A 15,866-nucleotide genomic window follows, 5' to 3' on the forward strand; every position below is an offset into this window, starting at 1 on the left:
TAATCGAATTCAAACGGATTCGAATTGGATCAGTAAAATCGTATGATTATCCCTTGTGAGTCTTAGATTCGCCTCTTCGGACAAGGCTCGGGAAGTCTCCCTCAAGTCGTGGTTATCTCTTAGGATTTTTTCTATCTGATCTATATTCAGCACTTCCGTGAGTCCGTCCGTGCAAACCAAAATCATGTCCCCTTCTTCTATCTTGCCGGTATAATCGAAAATATCGGCCTGCATACTTTTAGTCCCGCCGCCGATGCAACTAGTGAGAAAGTTCCTACCGTGCATCGAACCCAGTTCCTCCCCGATATTATGATCCACGGTTACTTTCCTTAAGCCGTCCTTCTTTAAATGATACAGACGGCTATCGCCCACATTGAAAACCCAGGATTTTTTTCTACCGATTAGACAGCCTACGAGTGTGGTCCCCATCTTGGGTTTGCCGATGGATTCCCCGTAGGAATTGACTTCATTATTAATTTTACGTAATAGATTTTGCCAACCGCTGGAAGGCAATTCCTCGATGGGACGAATCGCTCTCTCCATCCAGGAAAGTTTTTCCAGAGCCACACGACTTGCGATCTCTCCCGCTTCGTGCCCACCCAACCCGTCGGCCAGTGCGAACAGCCCGGAATCCTGATTGGTATCCAGCTCGAGAATCGTATCCAATTCTCCGTGGACCTGACCGCAAACCAAGGACCCTACCGCCAAAAAGGAATCCTCGTTATGGGAGCGAAAATTTCCTTTATCCGTGATTGCGTAATAACGAAGTTTCATACGTATCCAAAAAAGGAAGCCGTTCCATTCTCGAAAAAGAAGAGTATGACAAGAGGATACGCTATCCGAAGTTTCCTACAAGAAAAAAGATACGATTCGAAGCATAAGAAAAACGGAAATAATCCATCGGAAAACACTAACGTATTTTCCTTTTTACTTGGCCGTATATCCGCCGTCCACGGGCAAAGCGACTCCCGTAACGAAGGAGGCTTCGTCTGAACAAAGCCAAACGGCCGCTTTCGCGACTTCTTCCGGTTCCGACAATCTACGGATCGGATGTAAAAGAGTGATTTTTCTTTCCGCTTCTTCCGGATCGGGAGAAGAATGAAACAATCCTTCTAACATTTCCGTACGGATGAATCCGGGACAAACGGCGTTCACCCTGATTTTTTTGTCGGCGTATTCCAAGGCCGCGGATTTGCTCAACCCCACCACACCGTGCTTTGCCGCAGCATAAGGGGCCACTTTCCAATCGGCTCCCACGAGTCCCGCGATGGAGGAAATATTCACGATCGATCCTCCTCCTCTCTTCAGTAAGGATTCGATTTGGTGCTTCATACAGAGCCAGACTCCCTTCAAGTCCACTCCTATAACCTTGTCCCAAACCTTTTCGGGATATTCGTGTAAAGGCAAGGCCAATCCTCCGACTGCCGCGTTATTCACGGCAAAGTCCAAGCCCCCGAAGAGCGCCTCCGCTTTTCCTACGAACTCCTTTACCTGAGAATCGTTTGAAACGTCGCAAACGAAAAACTTGGCTTCTCCTCCCGAACGACGAACTTCCTCTTCCACCTTTCGACCTTCTTCTTCGCGCCTTGCGCAGAATAAGACCTTAGCTCCTCGAGCAGCGAATTCCAGAACGATTGCTTTTCCGATTCCTGTATTTCCGCCGGTGACCAAAGCGACTTTGCCTTTCATCGAATTTTCCTCGCTTCTCCGGTTCTGACTCGATTCAGATATTTCTTCAAATGAGAATTTACCGTTTCCAAGTCCTCCAACTCTTGGGAAGGATCCGCAGCACCCAGGTCGGAAACAAGGATCAAAAGGTATCTCAATTCCTCCAAATGAACCTTCGCTTTTAGGATATTCTTGATCTTCTCGGAACGGATTCTGGTTCCCCAAGCGCCCGCAATTCTCACAGGCAATAAGGAAGAGACCGATTTGATGTGTTCTATCAGGCTAGGCTCCGCCTTCTCCTTCCACTCCTCGCATTTTTCGTAAAGATGCAACAGGAACACGTGGGATAATTTCCAAACTTCTAATTTACGGAACCCGAATACGAATCCGTCGGGTCCCGCATTTCCTTCGGCGCCCGCACCGATATCCGAACTCGCTTGCGAAATCAGTTTTCCCGTGGAGAATTTTGCACGGAAAGGTTCGGGAATCGGCACGACTTTCCTTTGATTATAATCGAAGAATAGTACTCTGATTTTGACCAAGGCGACTTTTTCCGTCCGATTCTTCTTGGATAATCGGAAGTAGAGATCGAAATGTTTCTCTCCCAGATTATCCAGGGAAACGTCGATAATCACCTTATCCTTATATAATAATTCTCCCTGGTATTGAATGGAGGCGTTCGCGAATATGATGCTATTTCCGTGGATGTCTGTGACGGAATAGCCCAAATACTGGAAAAATTGAAGATGGGCCTCCATAACCAGATCGAGTACGCTCGCGAAAGAAACATGTATGTCCAGACTCAGATCTATTTTGCGAATGGGAATCTCGGTGGAGAAATAATATTTCTCCGGAAATTCCGGCTCGGAATATTTAGTCTGGCTCTCGGTATTCATACTTCGAACCGTTTACGGAATGTTTCCGGAATCTCCAGGGTTTTCTTGGCGACGTAGTCGTAAAAGACCAGATAGATCTTCGCCTTGGCCACTTCTTCTCGGCTCGTTTTTTGTACGGCGAGTACGTCCAATTCGCATGACTTCCTACCCAAATTCGAGACTCCGACTCCGAATTCCAAGATGTCCCCTGCTTTAGCCTCCGATTTGTATTCGACCTCCATCTTAGGTACGATAATATTCGCGCCCGCTATATCCGCCTTGGACCAGGAATTGGATTCCAAGAAGGCGTCGAATGCTTCGTTTACGAGGGGAATCAAAGTTTCGTATGTTAGGTGGGAAACGTACAGTCCGCCTACTACGGTAGCGCTTCTCGTATCGGATCTTCTCACCTGGATGTCCGTTCGGAAAGAGTAGGATGGAGGGGATTGGGACATGAGACTCCTAAGCTCTTGGGGCTATAAACTAGTATCGGATCCGGGAAAACCGATCTTAAAGGCGGGATTATCGCAACCGGACTTCCCGATTTTTCTTTCCTAACGGAAAGGATCATTATACTCGAGTCGAATCATAGGGAAACTTCTTCCGGGAAAGTTACCGGAAGCATCGGATTTCGGTTCCGGCCCGTCTAACTGGGATTCCACTCTTTTGAGAAAGGTTAAGCCGGAATTTACCTAGGTTTTCGTATGAAATTCCCCTTTTTTCCGTCAAAAAGTGCATCTTTTACAGGAAAACTAAAGCGAATCGGCTTTAGCGACTTTTGGAAGAAATAGAGCATGCCGTCCAAGCCCGAAGATCGAAAGCCAACTAAGATTCTGCCCGATCCGGACTCGCTAATCCGAGAATTCGTACAACCGGGCATGTACCTGCACCTGGCCACTACGATGTCTCGCCCGAACGCGCTCATCTATTCTCTTTGCAGAGTCTTCGAGGGGAAGAAACCGGATTTTACGATCAGCGTCGCAGGTATCCATTCCAGCGCGCATTCCTTGGCTCTGTCGGGAATCGTTAAAAAAGTCATAACCGGCTTCGCAGGAGATAATTATCCCAAACCCAGCCCCAACGGTCTCTATAAGGATTTGCTCAAGGGAAAACCGTTCGAGTTGGAGCTATGGTCTCTCCTGAGTCTAGTGCAGAGACTCATGGCCGGCGCCATGAAGTTACCCGGCTTCGTTTCCAATTCACTGATCGGATCCGACTTAATCACGGACAAATTGGGAAAATCCGCATTTCTGTATCATAAGCCTACTCCCGGCCAGGCCTTCGGAGAAGCGGCGAGTCCTCATCTTTCCACGGAAAGCAGAGGAACGAAAAAGAAGGATATGGTGGTCCTTTCTCCTTTAAACCCGGAGATCACTCTCGTTCACGGTGTGGTCGCGGATGAGGACGGAAATATAGTGCTTTGCCCACCGGCAGGAGAAGGAGCCTGGGGTGCGTTAGCCGCCACGCAAGGTGTGATCGCGAGCGTGGAGAAGATCGTGCCTAGAGGGACCATTCCTCCCGAACTCGTCCAAATACCCGGCACTAAGGTTTTAGGTTTGGCTCTTGCAAGATTCGGGGCTCATCCTCAATCTCTTCGAGTCCACGGATTTCCGGATATTCCAGCCTTCGAAGGTGTGGAAACTTATATGGACGATTACGAATTCCAGACCGAAGCCAACGAAGCCGCGGCGATTCCCTCCAAGGCCGAAAAATGGTATAAGGAAAACGTAAATCTACCCGGAGGTCACGAGCAATATCTGGATCAGATCGGAGAGGTACGACTCAGAAGATTGAAGATGACTCCACCCGAACATAGTCTTTCCACTCAGGAAGACCCGAAGACGGTAAATGATTCGGAACAGACCATTATTCTCGCAGTCAGAGCAATTATAGAAAGAGTAAAGACTAAGAAATACAAGACGATTCTCGCAGGAATCGGTGCCGCGCATATGGCGGCCTGGACCGCCGCAAAACTCTTGGAAAAGGAAGGAATCCGAGTCCAGATCATCGCGGAGTTGGGTTTCTTCGGAATGAAACCGTTTACGGGAGACGTTTTTCTCTTTAGTCAACTTCATACGTCGGGCTGCTCTATGCTTTCGGACGTAGTCAGCATTTTAGGAACCGTAGTACCCGACGATTGCTTGGGAGTGATCGGCGCTGCGGAAGTGGATTGGTTTGGAAATATCAACTCCGTCCTCGATAGTAAGGGAAATTTTTTAGTGGGCTCGGGAGGAGCGAACGATATCGTCTCCACCGCGGATACGATCGTGGTCGCCAAAGCGAATCGATACAGATTCGTTAGAAAGGTGAAGCATATCACTTCCCCCGGCGAGAGAGTGGTCGAAGCCGTTTGTCAATTCGGTAGATTCAAAAGGGAATCCTTTTCGGATCATCCTTTCGAAATGAGTTCTTGGATCGCTCCCGCATCGGACGATGAAATGGAACCGGAAGAGGCGGTTCTTAGATATAGTCTTTGGCTTCCTCCGGATGAGGATCTTCCGATCGCTCAGGAACCTCCGATTACTTCGGAGGAGTTAACAGCCTTAAGGGAATTGGATCCGGAGAGAATTTATACGGAACAATTTATGGTATACACTCGCCTGCCTTAATATTGGCACGATTAAAGCAAAAGATTGGAATAATGACTGGAAATTTATTATGCACCGAAGGAGTATTGATTCATGGCGAGCGCTAAGAACCTAGTTTCGAACGGAGTTCGAATCGCCGGGATCGGACATTACCTTCCGGAAAGAATCGTAACCAACGAAGAAATTCGAACTCGGCTGAAATATCCCGAAATGCATCCTGCAGAGAAGGCGGTAATCGGGGACATAGGAGTCACCGAAAGAAGAAGGGCGAACGAAAAAGAGACGGCTCCCTTCATGGCGGCGGAAACCGCAAAGATGATCCTAAAAGATGCGGGCAAAAAACCCGAAGATGTGGATCTCTACATTCTCGCCAATTGGACGGATCGTTATTATCTTCCCGATCTTGCTCCGCAAGCATCCAAATTATCCGGCACTTCCAATGCACTTGCATTCGATATTTGTACCGCTTGTACGGGTTTCGTGCACGGAGTGCAGATGGGTTCCGCCTTCCTAAGTTCGGGCAAATTTAAAAACGCGCTCGTGATCGGAAGCGAAAGATTCTCGGTAAGAACGAGGATGGGAGGTTACGGAGAATTTACTGCCGGAGACGCCGCGGCCGGAGTATTATTAGAATACACCGGAGACAAGAATACCGGCATATATGATTCTTTTCTAAAGGACAATGCGGATCTGGCTTATATCATCGTAACGGGTCCCCCTCCCGAAAGTTACGTAAAGAGCTTTCCCGATCTAGTCACTAATGCGGCCGATTTGACTCTTTCTTCCATGGACGATCTTCTCAAAAAGAACGGACTCACTGAGGACGATATAGATTGGGTTATTCCCCATCCGGGAACGGATGTGGTGGTCCAGGACGTTCTAAAAAGGACCAAGTTCCCGAAAGAAAAGATCCTGCTGAACTTCGAGAGAGTGGGTAACACCTCTGCGGCTTCCATTCCGGTCGCTTTATCGGAATATTATCATAAGGGAATCGTAAAGAAAGGAGACCTTATCCTTTCTCCTGCGGTCGGAGCTGGATTCTATTGGGGCGGGCTTCTCTACCGATTGTGACTCTCTCACAAAAACGGCAAGGTTAAATAAAAAAAGAAAAAGGTGAAGTAGAAGGATGATCGTAAAAGGGTTCGAACTGCAAGAAAGATTAAATGCCGAATCTGCGTCCGAAGTGTATAAAGCCGTCCGCCAAGAGGACGGAAAACCGGTAATCGTAAAATTCCTTCCGCTCCTGGACGAGCTGCATCCCTCCGTGGTGAACCTCCGAAACGAATTCGAAATACTGAATCTTCTCTCCAAAAACGAATTCGTCAAACCCCTGAAATTCGAGAAACTCCAGGACGGATTCGCGTTGTTCATGGATTTCGTTCCGGGCGGATCCTTAAAACAATTCATCTCCAAGAAACCGATCACCCTATCGGATTTCTTTCCGATCGCCATCCAGCTCGCGGAAAGATTGAGCGAAATCCATTCCAGAAAGATCATACACAAGGATCTAAAACCGGAAAACATAATATACAATAAGGACGAGAAGACGGTCCGAATCATAGACTTCGGAATCTCCACCAGATTGAACCGAGAGGAGACTTCCTGGTCCGCGCCGAATATACTGGAAGGATCCATACATTATATCTCTCCCGAACAAACGGGAAGAATGAACCGTTCCGTGGACTACAGAAGCGATTTCTATTCTCTCGGAATCACATTCTACGAGATGTTATTGGGAAAACTTCCGTTCGAAGGAGACGATCTTCTCCAATTAGTGCATTCCCATCTGGCGAAAGTCCCCGTCACCCCCAAGGAAGCCAGACCCGAAGTTCCGCTGGTACTTTCCGAAATCGTAATGAAGCTTTTGGCTAAAAACGCGGAGGATAGATACCAAACTGCGAGAGGGTTGCAAGGAGACCTGGAGAAAGCCTATTCTCTCTGGAAGGAAAAAGTGGACTTCCCTCCTTTTCCCCTGGCCCAAACGGACTTTTCCACCGAATTCAAGATCCCCCAAAAACTCTACGGAAGGGGAGAATACATCCGAACTCTTTTACAAGAATTCAAGAATGTGGCCGCAAGCGGACGTTCTAGGATGGTTCTCATCGGAGGTTATTCCGGAGTGGGAAAATCCTCTCTAGTCAAGGAAATCAACAAACCTCTGACGGAGTCCAAGGGATACTTCATCTCCGGTAAATTCGACCAGTACAACCGGAACCTCCCCTTCTCCGCGGTGATTCAGGTTTTCTCCAGCCTAGTAGAGCTCATATTGACCGAGCCTCCGGAAAGAATCGAAGCCTGGAAAAGTAAAATCAAAAAGGCAGTTGGCGCCAACGGGAAAGTGGTCACCGAAGTCATTCCCGAACTAGAAATCATCATAGGTAAGCAGGATCCGGTTGCCGAACTCGGCCCCCAGGAAAATGCGAACCGCTTTTATATAGTGTTCCAGAACTTTATCAAGGTTTTCGCAAGTTCGGAACATCCTTTGGCCGTATTCCTGGACGATATGCAATGGGCGGACACCGCTTCCTTGGAACTTCTCAAAAATCTAATGGAAGACGTCACGGTCAGCTATCTATTCATCATGCTGGCCTACAGGGACAACGAAGTGGACGCTTCCCATCCCTTCCAGGCCCTATTGGACACTCTCGAAAAGGAAGGGTTAGAACCGCACAAAATAGTATTACAGCCCTTAAGTTTAGGCGACGTCAAAGAGTTACTGTCGGATAGCCTTTATATAGAATCTGGAAAAACCTCCGAGCTTGCCGAAGTGATTCATTCTAAAACGGGCGGGAATCCTTTCTTTATCGGAGAACTTCTAAAGCAGCTTTCCAAAGAGGACTCCATCTATTTCGACCAGGGCTCGGGCAAACCGGGAGAAGGCGTGTGGAAATGGGATATTTCCAAGATCCGAAACACTAAGATTTCGGATAACGTAGTAGAACTTCTCATCAACCGAATCCGTAAGCTCCCCCCAAAAATACAAGAGACCTTGGAATTGGCCTCCTGTATCGGAAGTAGCTTCGACTTGGCGTTGCTCACTAGGATTCTGGAAAGCGATTACAAGACCGCACTTTCCTCCCTCCAGGAGGCGATCTCCGAGGAACTCATCGTTCCCATCGGAGAAAATTACAGATTGGCGGAGTCCTTCGAGGAGACCGAGGAGAATCGGGAGAAGAATTACCAGACGGCGAAGACTGTTACCTTCCGATTCCAGCATGATAGGGTGCAGCAAGCGGCTTACGAAATCGTGGAAGACGAGAAGAAGAAAAAGATCCGACTGCAACTGGGACGCTTCCTTCTGGAAGGAGCCGACTCCAAGCAGATCGAAGACGATATATTCGACATCGCCAACCATTTGAACATAGGTTCCGGCCTCATCACCGAACCAGCGGAAAAATTGCGACTGGCGCAACTCGATCTGATTGCCGGAAAAAAAGCCAAGAATTCCACCGCTTATAAGCCGGCTCTTTCCTATATCGCTAAGGCGAGAGAGATGCTTTTCCTACTTCCGGAAGCGAACCAAGGAGACGATAAACTTTGGAACACTCATTACGAAGTATGCTATTCCGTATTCCGGGAATTGGGAGAAACGCAATATCTAAACGGTAATTTCGAGGATTCTCAGAAGACCATCGATATTCTTTTGAAATACGCCAAAACTCCTATCGAGAAAGCGGATGCATTCAATCTGTTGATCATCCAATATTCCGCTCTGGGTAAATTCGATTTAGCGTTACCTATGATCATCAAGGCTCTCAAGCCCTTGGGTGTGGATATTCCGGACGAAGGTCACGATAAGGTAGTGGGAGCCGAAATCGAAATTGCAAACAACGCCTTGGAAAATAAGAGTGTGGAATCCCTGCTGGATCTCCCACTGATACAAAGCCAGGAACAGATCATGGCGGTAAACATCATGATCAGTGCGATTCCCACCGCTTATAATTTTGCACTTTCCTTATTTCCGGTCATTTCCTTAAAAATGGTGAACCTATTCCTGAAATACGGAAACATGTCCGATCCTTATCCGTATTCCATGTATGCGATCGTTCTCACCTCGGGATTCCAACAATATCGCAAAGCTTACGAATTCGCGGAACTCGCTTTAAAGGTAAGCGAGAAATACAAGAACCCGAGCGGAACCGCAAAGACTGCCAATATATTGGCGAACTATACGACTCCCTTCGTCAGACACCTCAAATATTCGGAGGAGATCAACCATAGGGGAATCCAAGCCAGTTTGGAATCCGGAGAGTTCCTACACGGCGGGTATTGCGCCATGAACGATGCGGTAAACGTGGTATTACAATCCAAGAATATAGAATTAGTAAAACCTAAAATAGATCAGCTTTTAAAATTCACCAGAAAAGTGAAAAACAATCTGGCTATCGATACGGTTCTCGCATCCGCGCTCGTGGTCTCCAATATCCGCAGTAAGACAGATTCTCCTCTCGAATTCTCCACGGAAGAGATGAGCGAGAAGGAATACATAGAGCTTTGTAACGCTCACCAGAGCCCTTTCCCTGTTTGTCTTTTCAAAATCATGAAGAGCAAAATGCTTCTTATCTACGGAGAATCGGAAGCGGCATTGAAGGAACTGGAAGAAGCCGAGGGAATGCTCGGGTTTATTTCCGGGCAAATAGCCGTAGAAGAACATGGCTTTCTCTATTCCATAGCCCTTGCTGCGAATTATAAGCTTTCCAGTCACGACCAAAAAGTGAAGTATCTGGAAAGGATCAAGAAGAATCAGCAGAAATTAAAACTACTAGCGGAGAATGCTCCCGAAAACTTCGAGCATAAATATCTTCTGGTGGAAGCGGAGCTCGCCAGACTGGAATATAAGAATTGGAAAGCCGCCAAGACCTACGAACAGGCGGTTCAACTTGCTGGCAAAAACGAATACTATAACGACGAGGCCCTGGCCTGCGAATTGGCCGCGAAGTTCTGGTTCGCAAAAGGCAGCGTAAAGATCGGATCCCAATATATCGGAGAAGCTTATCAAAAATACGGAAGATGGGGTGCCACGAAAAAGCAGGAACTGCTACGCGCCAAGTTTCCGGAATTCATCCGAGAAAAGGGAGGAAGGGACACTTTCCGAACCACACGTACCATCGGCACTATCAGCACTCGTACAGCCTCGGCCACCGAAGTTTATACGGGCCAAACCCTGGACTTCCAGTCTATATTAAAAAGTTCTACTGCTATTTCCGGGGAAATCAAACTAGAGTCCCTATTGAACACTCTAATGCAGATTTCCATAGAGAATGTGGGCGCCGAAAAAGGCGTTATGATACTTAGGAGAGACGGAAAACTTTCCGTCGAGGCCGAAGGTAGCACCACCGATGACGAGATCCGAGTTCTGCAAGGAATTCCGATCCAAGAGAGTAAGAATATCCCTATCAGCGTTATTTACTATGTGGAAAGGACCAAGGAAGATTTGGTTCTTAGAAACGCTTTCGCGGACGAAAAATTCAATAAGGACCCTTATATCCGGGAAAGAAAAACGAAATCCGTTCTATGTTCTCCCATTATCAAACAGGGAGAATTGGTAGGGATCCTTTATTTGGAGAATAACCTCTCCGAAGCTGCCTTCACATCCGATCGATTACAGACGATCTCCATTCTTTCCTCCCAGGCGGCCATCTCCATCGACAACGCGTTACTCTACGCGAACTTGGAGATCAAGGTCGCCGAAAGAACCAAGGAATTAGCCCAAGCGAACGACGACTTGGCCTTGAAAAACGAACATATAACGGACAGTATTACGTATTCTTTGAATATACAGCAGGCGATTCTGCCCTCTGCAGAAGTATTGAAGAGCGCTCTGTCCGATCATTTCGTGGTTTTCCGACCTAAGGACATCGTTTCCGGAGACTTTTATTGGTTTTCCAAACAGGACGATGCCACTTATATCGCCGCCGTAGATTGTACCGGACACGGAGTACCCGGAGCCCTTATGTCCATGATAGGGAACACTCTCTTGAACCAGATTGTAAACGAAATAGGGATAACGGACCCGGGAGCCATTTTAGAGCATCTGCATATTCGGGTTAGACAGGCCTTGAAACAGGATGCGGAGCAAACTAATTCCCGAGACGGTATGGACCTTTGTTTATTAAAGATTCAGGAAAACAATTTATTCTTTGCGGGAGCGAAACGTCCGATATTTATAGGAAAAGGCGGAAGTTTGACCGAAATTAAAGGGGACAGACTTTCGATCGGCGGCAGGCAAAAAGAAGAAACGCGAAAATTCACCACTCATTCCATTCCTTTGGAGAAAGGAGTTCGGACGAGTGTTTACTTAACTACCGACGGTTTCGTGGATCAACCGAATCCCGAACGTATGAAAATCGGCACCAAAGGGCTCGTTGCTTTCTTAAGCGGTATCGAACATCTTACCGGCTCGGAACAGAAAGAGCGCTTGGAGTCTTTCCTGCTGGCCCACCAAAACGGAGAAGCCCAACGGGACGACATAACTTTAGTCGGAGTAGTTTTAGGGGGAAAATAGAGGAGATGTTTCTGAAAAAGGAAGATGCTAATGATGGAAAATGAAGTCGTTAATCTGTTTAAGACTTATAAGGAAACGAGCGAATACAATCTGCTAGTGTCCTTTAAGGGTAGACTCTCCCAGGAAGTTCTAACAGAGCTAGGGTCCATGATCCGGACATCCTTAAGCACGGAATCCAAAATTAAGAAGATTTTCGCCGTCTTTATCGAATTAGCGCAAAATATGCTGCATTACTCCGCCGAACGAAAAATCAACGAGGAACAGAAGGAGGCCGGGGTAGGGATCCTCGTAGTCCGGGAAAATTCAGTTGGCTACCATGTCGCTTCGGGAAATTTGGTATTGAACGAGAAGATCGAGTTTTTGACCGAAAGGATTCAAAAAATCAACTCCATGAACAAGGACGAATTGAAGTCCTTTTACCAACAGCAACTTAGATCGGAGAGGCCGGAAGACAGCAAAGGAGCGGGAGTAGGACTAATCGATATCGCTAGAAAGTCGGACGGACCTCTCGTGTTTCGTTTCGACTCGGTGGATGGAAAACTATCCTTCTTCACAATCTCTGCATTCTTTACGAAGGAAAACTAATCATGGAATCCTTGCATATACAACAGACCAAAACTTCTCCGGAAGTTATCCTAGATTCCGCTAAAGGCCTAGCGGAGATCATCGGAGAATCTTATCCAGAAAACGCGATGGCCTTTTATAAGCCTGTATTCGATTGGTTGTCGGCCGTAGAATCCGAAGGCAAGCAGATCCAGTTCCGTTTTCAAATGGATTACTTCAACACCAGCTCTTCTAAAGTGATCATGGACATTCTGGACAAACTGCAGAAGTTCCACGAAAAAGGCGGCAAGGTCGAAGTGGAATGGCTTTATAAAGAGGACGACGAGGACATGCAAGAAACCGGAGAGGAATTCTCTTCCGACCTAAGTCTTCCCTTTAAGATGAAATCCTATAAGTGAATTCGACGCGCAATTTTGGAAAAGAATGATTCACAGAAAGAGTCCAATTCCTTCTTCGAGCAGGAGTATAAACTCCTGTCGGAAGCTCAAGCTTTTCTAAACGGAAACGGGTCCAAGGGCGATCCCGCAGAACAATTAAAATCACTCGCAACTTCCTACGAGTCTTTACTCAAGCAATCCACCAAGATCATGAAGATCGGGGATTCCACACAGCATAGACTCTTAAAGACCCAGGAAGAATTAACGGATTCCAATATCATGCTTGAGGCGGCCTATATGGACCTCAAGTTGGTTACTGAAATCGGTAGGATCATCACATCCTCTCTAGAACCGAAAGTCATCATACAATCCGTTTATGAAAACACCAAGTCCATCGTTCCCATGGACGTTCTCGCTTTCGGAACCTACGACGAGGAAAAACAGGAAATCAAATATAAGTTTTGTGTAATAGATGGACGATACACTCCCGCGCCGTCGGTGGATCCTTTAAACGAGGACAATCCCTCCTCTTATTGCGTAAAGAACGCCAGAGAACTGGTTACCCAGGACATCGAAACGGATTTTCCCCAGTATATCGCCGACATCAGAAAGCATTTCGGCGAGAATACTAAGTCGGCCACCTACTTTCCTCTGAAAGTGGAAGATCGATTGATCGGAATTCTCACAGTGCATAGTTATTCCAAGAACGCTTTCATCGACAACCAACTGAACATTCTTCGGACTCTTGCAAACTACGTCGCCATTGGCGTGGATAATGCGGACGCATACAGGACTCTCACCAAGAGAAACAAGGAATTGAAGGATTCCCTGGAAAAGATCGAAGTATTGAACAAGAGCATCGAAGAAGAAAGACAGAAGTCGGAGAATCTGCTTTTGAACATTCTTCCAAGAAGCATAGCGGAGCGTCTAAAGGGAGGAGAAGGAGTCATCGCCGATTACTTCCCTTCTTCCACCGTACTTTTCGCGGATATAGTGGGATTTTCCAAATTGACCACTAAAATCCAGACCCCCACTAGACTCGTCGAGATTCTGAACCGGATCTTCACCGAGTTCGACGTGATCGCGGATAAATATAAATTAGAAAAAATTAAAACGATCGGTGATTGCTATATGCTCGCGGGAGGCATCCCAGTCACTTCCGAAGACCATGCGGACAAAGCTGCAAGGGCGGCCCTAGATATGCTGCATAGGCTTGAGGAATTGGAGTTCGAATTCAACGTGAGAATCGGATTGCATACGGGAGAAGTCGTAGCGGGAGTCATTGGAAAGAATAAATTCGTATACGATCTTTGGGGAGATTCCGTGAACACAGCCTCCAGGATGGAATCTCACGGAGCCACGGGAAGAATTCACGTTTCGGAATCCGTTTACCAAGCCTTAAAGGATAAGTATACTTTCGAAGATAGGAATATCATCGAGGTAAAAGGAAAAGGCCCGATGCACACCTACTTCCTACTCGGTTCGAAATAATAAGAGATCCTCGAAAATAGAATTCGGGCCCGATTCTAACGAACCCGAAATATTAAATTAACCTAATGCTTTAATCACTTCAGCAGGGGCCTGAACCAATTCTATCAGCACGCCCTCTCCGCAGAATGGAAATTCTTCGTTTCCTTTGGGATGGATGAAAGTAACGTCCAATCCGGCGGCACCTTTGCGAATTCCTCCGGGAGTAAAACGCACTCCCTGAGAAGAAAGCCACTCCACCGCCTTATGGATATCGTCCACCCATAAGCCGACGTGATTCAATTTCGGATCGTTTACCTTAGGGCTTTTAGAGGGATCCACCGGCTCCATGATATCCACTTCCACCGCGTAAGGTCCCTTGCCTATTCTAAGAATATCTTCGTCTACGTTTTCCTTTTCGCTGCGAAAAGATCCGGTGTTTTCCAAGCCGAGGATATCCACCCAGAATTTCCTCAATTTATCCTTACTGTCTCCTCCGACAGCGATCTGTTGGATTCCTAGAATCTTAAAGGGTCTCATATTGAACCTATCATTCGTTTTTTTTCTAAATTTCCAACTCGGCGGAAAAGAGCAAGAGATTTGTCCGAAAACGAAGTCTAGTTCTGAACCGTAAAGACGGCTTCCAAAGGAAGATGATCGCTTGCCTCCGATGCCTTTCCTTCCCTTAACACTCTATATTCTTTCTTAAGCAAACCTTTGGAATAGAAAATGAAATCAATGGTGCGGTCAGGCTTGGCGATCTCCGGATCGTTCGGGACATGGGTGAAGAATTTTTCCTTATCCGGCCCGTTCAATTCTTCTATCGTAGCGGTCGAATTCCAATTCTTGAATAGAGGAGCAATCTCTTCGTCGTCGCTATAATAATAGGCTCCGTTAGGATGCAATTCCTTCCGAGAGAAGCCGGGAGGAAGCAAATTGAAGTCTCCTGCTAAAATCCATTTCGTTTTTCTATCGTCCAAACTTTCCAAGAGTCCCGAGATGAATCGAACCTGCCTTTGCATGGTATCGGTCCCTTGGGAGAAGGCATCCAAATGGGTATTCAAAATGGAAATTCGAGAACCGTCTTGGACCTGTATATCCGTTTGAAGCACGGCTCGTTTCAATTGAAACTGACGCGTGATCGGATCGGCGGGAGGCAGGGGAAGCTGGTGACGAAGAGAAGAAGCGATCTTGTATTTACTGAAAATCGTCAGCTTCATGCCGACCGATCCCATGATTTTAGGATGAGGGACGAAGCGCGCCTTCCAATAGAATGTTTCGCTCCTACAAGGATAAGCCTCTGAAATCAGAGGATAAATTCTCTCCGATTGGTTTTCTCCGTACGTTTTTTTGGCTCCGTCGTCCACTTCCTGAAAAAGAACGAAATCCGCATCCCTCTCTTGGACCACATCCGCCACCTTTTTGAGAGTCGCCTCTATCTCCTCTCTGGAAGGAGAAGTGTCCGGTCCGCTTTCGTCCGGAACGTCGTACCAAAAGACTCTGTCCTTACCCGCAAAATACTGGACGTTCCAAGAAAGTAGCTTAAGAGGTTTAGATGCATCCAAAGTCGGAGCGTCCGGTTCGCAATGGATCTCCGCCACTTCCAAATCGGAGGGATGGAACGTGGAAAAGTAGACCGTTAGTAGTAATAATGCAAATAAGGAAAGAAGAACATACAGAGCATTTCTTAAAAACTTCAACGAGATCCTCACTTTATGCGTATTGTCCGACTAAGGAACGATTGAGACGCGCTCCTTTCTAATCCCGAAGCCAGTTTCGTCCACAATTTTCGGATCCGAATCGTAGAAGAATATTCGGTGGA

At 46.9% G+C, this 15,866-nt stretch carries 12 protein-coding genes; 6 read left to right on the forward strand and 6 right to left on the reverse strand.

What is annotated here, in order from left to right:
• Positions 1 to 9 precede the first annotated feature (9 nt).
• From LEP1GSC061_RS03845 to LEP1GSC061_RS03860, 4 genes are all read right to left on the reverse strand, one after another.
• Positions 10 to 774 carry a PP2C family protein-serine/threonine phosphatase gene (locus LEP1GSC061_RS03845; protein ID WP_016543836.1) on the reverse strand — a complete coding sequence of 255 codons (765 nt, stop codon included), beginning with the start codon at positions 772 to 774 and terminating at the stop codon, positions 10 to 12.
• A gap of 153 nt (positions 775 to 927) precedes the next feature.
• The gene (locus tag LEP1GSC061_RS03850; protein ID WP_016543528.1) at positions 928 to 1,689 is read right to left on the reverse strand and encodes a glucose 1-dehydrogenase; all 762 of its coding nucleotides are present in this window, start codon (positions 1,687 to 1,689) and stop codon (positions 928 to 930) included.
• A complete protein-coding gene (locus LEP1GSC061_RS03855; protein ID WP_016543634.1) occupies positions 1,686 to 2,564 on the reverse strand; it encodes a four helix bundle protein in 879 nt (292 codons plus the stop codon). The genes LEP1GSC061_RS03850 and LEP1GSC061_RS03855 overlap by 4 nt, the downstream gene beginning before the upstream one ends.
• Entirely contained in the window at positions 2,561 to 2,998 is a 438-nt protein-coding gene (locus tag LEP1GSC061_RS03860) for an acyl-CoA thioesterase (protein ID WP_016543408.1), read from the reverse strand. The genes LEP1GSC061_RS03855 and LEP1GSC061_RS03860 overlap by 4 nt, the downstream gene beginning before the upstream one ends.
• 339 nt (positions 2,999 to 3,337) lie before the next feature.
• Here LEP1GSC061_RS03860 and LEP1GSC061_RS03865 point away from each other — a divergent pair, with 339 nt between their 5' ends.
• From LEP1GSC061_RS03865 to LEP1GSC061_RS03890, 6 genes are all read left to right on the forward strand, one after another.
• Positions 3,338 to 5,152 carry a CoA-transferase gene (locus tag LEP1GSC061_RS03865; RefSeq protein ID WP_016544104.1) on the forward strand — a complete coding sequence of 605 codons (1,815 nt, stop codon included), beginning with the start codon at positions 3,338 to 3,340 and terminating at the stop codon, positions 5,150 to 5,152.
• Between the two features lie 72 nt (positions 5,153 to 5,224).
• Positions 5,225 to 6,202, forward strand: a complete 978-nt coding sequence (locus tag LEP1GSC061_RS03870; RefSeq protein ID WP_016543587.1) for a ketoacyl-ACP synthase III — start codon at positions 5,225 to 5,227, stop codon at positions 6,200 to 6,202.
• 55 nt (positions 6,203 to 6,257) lie between these two features.
• Positions 6,258 to 11,636 carry a protein kinase domain-containing protein gene (locus tag LEP1GSC061_RS03875; RefSeq protein ID WP_016543718.1) on the forward strand — a complete coding sequence of 1,793 codons (5,379 nt, stop codon included), beginning with the start codon at positions 6,258 to 6,260 and terminating at the stop codon, positions 11,634 to 11,636.
• Between the two features lie 30 nt (positions 11,637 to 11,666).
• A complete protein-coding gene (locus LEP1GSC061_RS03880; protein ID WP_016543393.1) occupies positions 11,667 to 12,221 on the forward strand; it encodes a SiaB family protein kinase in 555 nt (184 codons plus the stop codon).
• 2 nt (positions 12,222 to 12,223) lie between these two features.
• Positions 12,224 to 12,598 (forward strand): DUF1987 domain-containing protein, encoded by a 375-nt coding sequence (locus tag LEP1GSC061_RS03885; protein WP_016543640.1) that lies wholly within the window; start codon positions 12,224 to 12,226, stop codon positions 12,596 to 12,598.
• 15 nt (positions 12,599 to 12,613) lie between these two features.
• Complete coding sequence (locus LEP1GSC061_RS03890; protein WP_016543561.1) at positions 12,614 to 14,068, forward strand: adenylate/guanylate cyclase domain-containing protein; 1,455 nt, start codon at positions 12,614 to 12,616, stop codon at positions 14,066 to 14,068.
• A gap of 57 nt (positions 14,069 to 14,125) precedes the next feature.
• On the opposite strand, the gene LEP1GSC061_RS03895 is transcribed toward LEP1GSC061_RS03890, so the two are convergent.
• Entirely contained in the window at positions 14,126 to 14,584 is a 459-nt protein-coding gene (locus tag LEP1GSC061_RS03895; protein ID WP_016543462.1) for a VOC family protein, read from the reverse strand.
• 77 nt (positions 14,585 to 14,661) lie between these two features.
• The gene (locus LEP1GSC061_RS03900) at positions 14,662 to 15,744 is read right to left on the reverse strand and encodes an endonuclease/exonuclease/phosphatase family protein (RefSeq protein ID WP_016543997.1); all 1,083 of its coding nucleotides are present in this window, start codon (positions 15,742 to 15,744) and stop codon (positions 14,662 to 14,664) included.
• Positions 15,745 to 15,866: the final 122 nt, after the last annotated feature.

The organism is Leptospira wolffii serovar Khorat str. Khorat-H2 (assembly GCF_000306115.2).
Classification (GTDB): Bacteria; Spirochaetota; Leptospiria; order Leptospirales; family Leptospiraceae; genus Leptospira_B; species Leptospira_B wolffii.

Excerpts from the sequence above, each read along its gene's own strand:
- LEP1GSC061_RS03845 (WP_016543836.1), bottom strand. The coding sequence starts at position 774 with ATGAAACTTCGTTATTACGCAATCACGGATAAAGGAAATTTTCGCTCC.
- LEP1GSC061_RS03850 (WP_016543528.1), bottom strand. The coding sequence starts at position 1,689 with ATGAAAGGCAAAGTCGCTTTGGTCACCGGCGGAAATACAGGAATCGGA.
- LEP1GSC061_RS03855 (WP_016543634.1), bottom strand. The coding sequence starts at position 2,564 with ATGAATACCGAGAGCCAGACTAAATATTCCGAGCCGGAATTTCCGGAG.
- LEP1GSC061_RS03860 (WP_016543408.1), bottom strand. The coding sequence starts at position 2,998 with ATGTCCCAATCCCCTCCATCCTACTCTTTCCGAACGGACATCCAGGTG.
- LEP1GSC061_RS03865 (WP_016544104.1), top strand. The coding sequence starts at position 3,338 with ATGCCGTCCAAGCCCGAAGATCGAAAGCCAACTAAGATTCTGCCCGAT.
- LEP1GSC061_RS03870 (WP_016543587.1), top strand. The coding sequence starts at position 5,225 with ATGGCGAGCGCTAAGAACCTAGTTTCGAACGGAGTTCGAATCGCCGGG.
- LEP1GSC061_RS03875 (WP_016543718.1), top strand. The coding sequence starts at position 6,258 with ATGATCGTAAAAGGGTTCGAACTGCAAGAAAGATTAAATGCCGAATCT.
- LEP1GSC061_RS03880 (WP_016543393.1), top strand. The coding sequence starts at position 11,667 with ATGATGGAAAATGAAGTCGTTAATCTGTTTAAGACTTATAAGGAAACG.
- LEP1GSC061_RS03885 (WP_016543640.1), top strand. The coding sequence starts at position 12,224 with ATGGAATCCTTGCATATACAACAGACCAAAACTTCTCCGGAAGTTATC.
- LEP1GSC061_RS03895 (WP_016543462.1), bottom strand. The coding sequence starts at position 14,584 with ATGAGACCCTTTAAGATTCTAGGAATCCAACAGATCGCTGTCGGAGGA.